Genomic DNA, 2,194 nt, shown 5'->3' with positions numbered 1-2,194 from the left:
ATGGCCTCTTGTCTCGTGGGCTCGGAGAGGAGTATAAGAGACAGGCCGATGGCGGTGCGGGCGGGCGCGCCGCCGACGAACGCGTGGTCAGCCATGGGAGCCCTCCGGGGCGGTGTCCAGCCGCAGCCAGCCGCCCTTGACGGCCGAGCCGGCCGCGGTGCGGCAGGTGAAGTGCACGGTGGAGCCGGACCGGCCGGGGGTGAGCTCGACCGTCAGCTCCTCCCCGGGGCTGACGGGCCGGGCGAAGCGGGCGCCGAGTGCCCGCACCCGGGACACCTCGCCCCCGGCGAGGGCGTCGGCCGCGACCTCCGACGCCAGCGCCACCAGGCTCATGCCGTGGGCGATGACATCGGGGAAGCCCGCCGCGCGCGCCGCTCCGGGGTCCAGATGGATGGGGTTGTGGTCGCCGGAGGCGGCGGCGTATCCGGCGATCCACTCCCGGGTCACCGGCACCGTCAGGGCGAACCGGTCGCCCTTCTCCGCGAGCGGCGGGGCGGCCTGCGGGAGCACGGTTCCCGTGGCGTCCGCGCCGTCCGCGCCGGCCAGCAGGACGTGGGTGGTCAGCTCGGCCACGACCCGGCCGGGCTCGCCCGCGGTCAGCGTGGTGCGCAGCGCGACGCGTGTACCGCGCGCCTCCGGCCGCGTTCCGCGCACCGAGACGGTGGCGTCCAGCTCGCCGGAGGAGGGCAGCGGGCCGGACAGTGCGATGTCCTGGCCGAGGTGGACCAGGGTGACCGGGCCGCTCGCGTCCGCCGTCAGCGCGGCGACGGTGCGCTCCGCGAGCGGGTGGGCCAGCACGAACGCGTACGCGGGGGAGGGCCCGGTGGCGGAGCCCGGCGCGGGCAGGGCGGCGCGCACCGCGGCGCGGTGGCCGGCCGCGGCGGGCGACCCGGCCGCGATCCGGACGGCAGCCGGCGGGGCGGAAGAGGCGGGGGCGCTCATGACGGCGTCACCACCAGGGAGCTGTTGTGCCCGCCGAACCCGAAGGAGTTGGTGAGGGCGGCTCCGTCACGGATGGGCCGGGGGCGGGTGTGCACCACGTCGATCTCCATACCGGGCTCCGTTCGCGTGTGGTTGGCGGTGGGCGGTACCTGACGGGCACGCATCGCCTGGACGGCGGCGATCAGTTCGACCGCGCCGGCCGCGCCGATGAGGTGCCCGATGACGCCCTTGCTGGCCGTCACCGGGACCATGCCGGGCCCCAGTACCTTCGCCAGCGCCCGCGCCTCCGCCCGGTCGTTGGCCACGGTGGCGGTGCCGTGGGCGTTGACGTGCGCGATGTCGGCCGCGACCAGCCCGGCGTCGGCCAGCGCGCCGGCCATCGCCAGCGCCGCGGCGTCGCCGTCCGGCAGCGGTGCGGACAGGTGGTGCGCGTCGGAGGTCGCCGCGTACCCGGCGACCGTCGCGTAGCGCGTGGCGCCCCGCGCCTCGGCGTCGGCGGTGCGCTCCAGCAGCACGAACCCGGCGCCCTCGCCCATGACGAAGCCGTCGCGGTCGATGTCGAACGGCCGGCACGCCGCCTCGGCGTCCTCCCGGGTGGAGGCCGCGTTGAGGTTGCCGAAACCGGCGAGGGTGACGGGGGTCAGCGTCGCCTCGCAGCCGCCGGCCAGGACCACGTCGGCGCGGTTGTCGCGGAGCAGCGCCAGCGCCTGGCCGACGGCGTCCACCCCGCTGGCGCAGGTCGTGGCCACGGTCAGGGCCGGTCCGCGCCAGCCCAGCCGCATCGCGATGGACGCGGCGGCGGCGTTCGGCATGGTCATCAGCGGCATCAGCGGGTGCACGCCGCGTGGTCCGCGCTCCACGAAGTTGCGCGACTCGGCGTCGCTGGTGCTGCGGCCGCCGACCGCGTTGCCGACGACGACGGCACAGCGCTCGGCCGGCGCCGCCGGAGCGCCCCCGTCGGCGTGCGCCGCCAGCGCGGCGGCGGTGCCGTAGAGGGCGAACGGGTCGGCGCGGCGCGCCGCCTTGGTTCCGCCCTCCTCGTCGGACAGGCCGCGGACCCGGCAGCCGATCCGGATGCGATGGCGCGAGGTGTCGAAGTGCGTGAGCGGCTGGGCCAGGGACCGGCCGGCGAGCAGCGCCGACCACAGCTCCTGCGGGGTGCAGCCGGCCGGGGTGACGACCCCGATCCCGGTGATCGAGACAGGGGCCCGCCCGGGGGGCGGGCCCCTGTCTCGATCACCGGGATCGGGGT

At 77.1% G+C, this 2,194-nt stretch carries 2 protein-coding genes; both read right to left on the bottom strand.

The features are described 5' to 3' along the window. Positions 1–87: 87 nt before the first annotated feature. Positions 88–942, bottom strand: a complete 855-nt coding sequence (locus tag E0D90_RS25175; protein WP_130800226.1) for a MaoC/PaaZ C-terminal domain-containing protein — start codon at positions 940–942, stop codon at positions 88–90. Further along, positions 939–2,129 (bottom strand): beta-ketoacyl-[acyl-carrier-protein] synthase family protein, encoded by a 1,191-nt coding sequence (locus E0D90_RS25170; RefSeq protein WP_265415977.1) that lies wholly within the window; start codon positions 2,127–2,129, stop codon positions 939–941. The genes E0D90_RS25175 and E0D90_RS25170 overlap by 4 nt, the downstream gene beginning before the upstream one ends. Positions 2,130–2,194 lie beyond the last annotated feature (65 nt).

Origin of the sequence: Streptomyces otsuchiensis, from assembly GCF_004305975.1 — a bacterium.
GTDB lineage: Bacteria > Actinomycetota > Actinomycetes > Streptomycetales > Streptomycetaceae > Streptomyces > Streptomyces otsuchiensis.
This window is presented reverse-complemented; position numbering and strand designations above follow the sequence as displayed.

Excerpts from the sequence above, each read along its gene's own strand:
- E0D90_RS25175 (WP_130800226.1), bottom strand. The coding sequence starts at position 942 with ATGAGCGCCCCCGCCTCTTCCGCCCCGCCGGCTGCCGTCCGGATCGCG.